The sequence below is a fragment of the Stenotrophomonas sp. SrG genome, from assembly GCF_050031795.1.
GTDB classification, from domain to species: Bacteria; Pseudomonadota; Gammaproteobacteria; order Xanthomonadales; family Xanthomonadaceae; genus Stenotrophomonas; species Stenotrophomonas rhizophila_A.
The window spans coordinates 1-243 of the sequence record NZ_JBNBBE010000910.1; the positions used below are offsets into that span (position 1 = coordinate 1).

The window sequence follows — 243 nt, forward strand, 5'->3', positions numbered from 1 at the left end:
GCAGACGCCCCCCTTGAACGCCGGGCTGCCGGCCACCCGCAGCTGGTGGCAGCCGGAGAGGCCGCAGCCGCCGACGTCGCGCGCGTCCGCGCCCACCTGGACGAGGTGCTGGCGCTGGATGAGCGCGCCCAGATCGACGCGATGCCGGACGGCTTCGTCAATTTCTACGCCGATGACGCCGTGACCCCGTCCGGCGCTCTTGCTGCCCGCGGCGCCTGGGTGGTGACCCTCCCGGGTGCGGTG

The 243-nt window shown here is 74.5% G+C and carries 1 pseudogene; it reads left to right on the forward strand.

Features of this window, described 5'->3' with window-relative positions:
- Nucleotides 1-243 (forward strand): annotated as a pseudogene (locus ACQG3P_RS22145) (aminotransferase class III-fold pyridoxal phosphate-dependent enzyme); the annotation flags it as partial.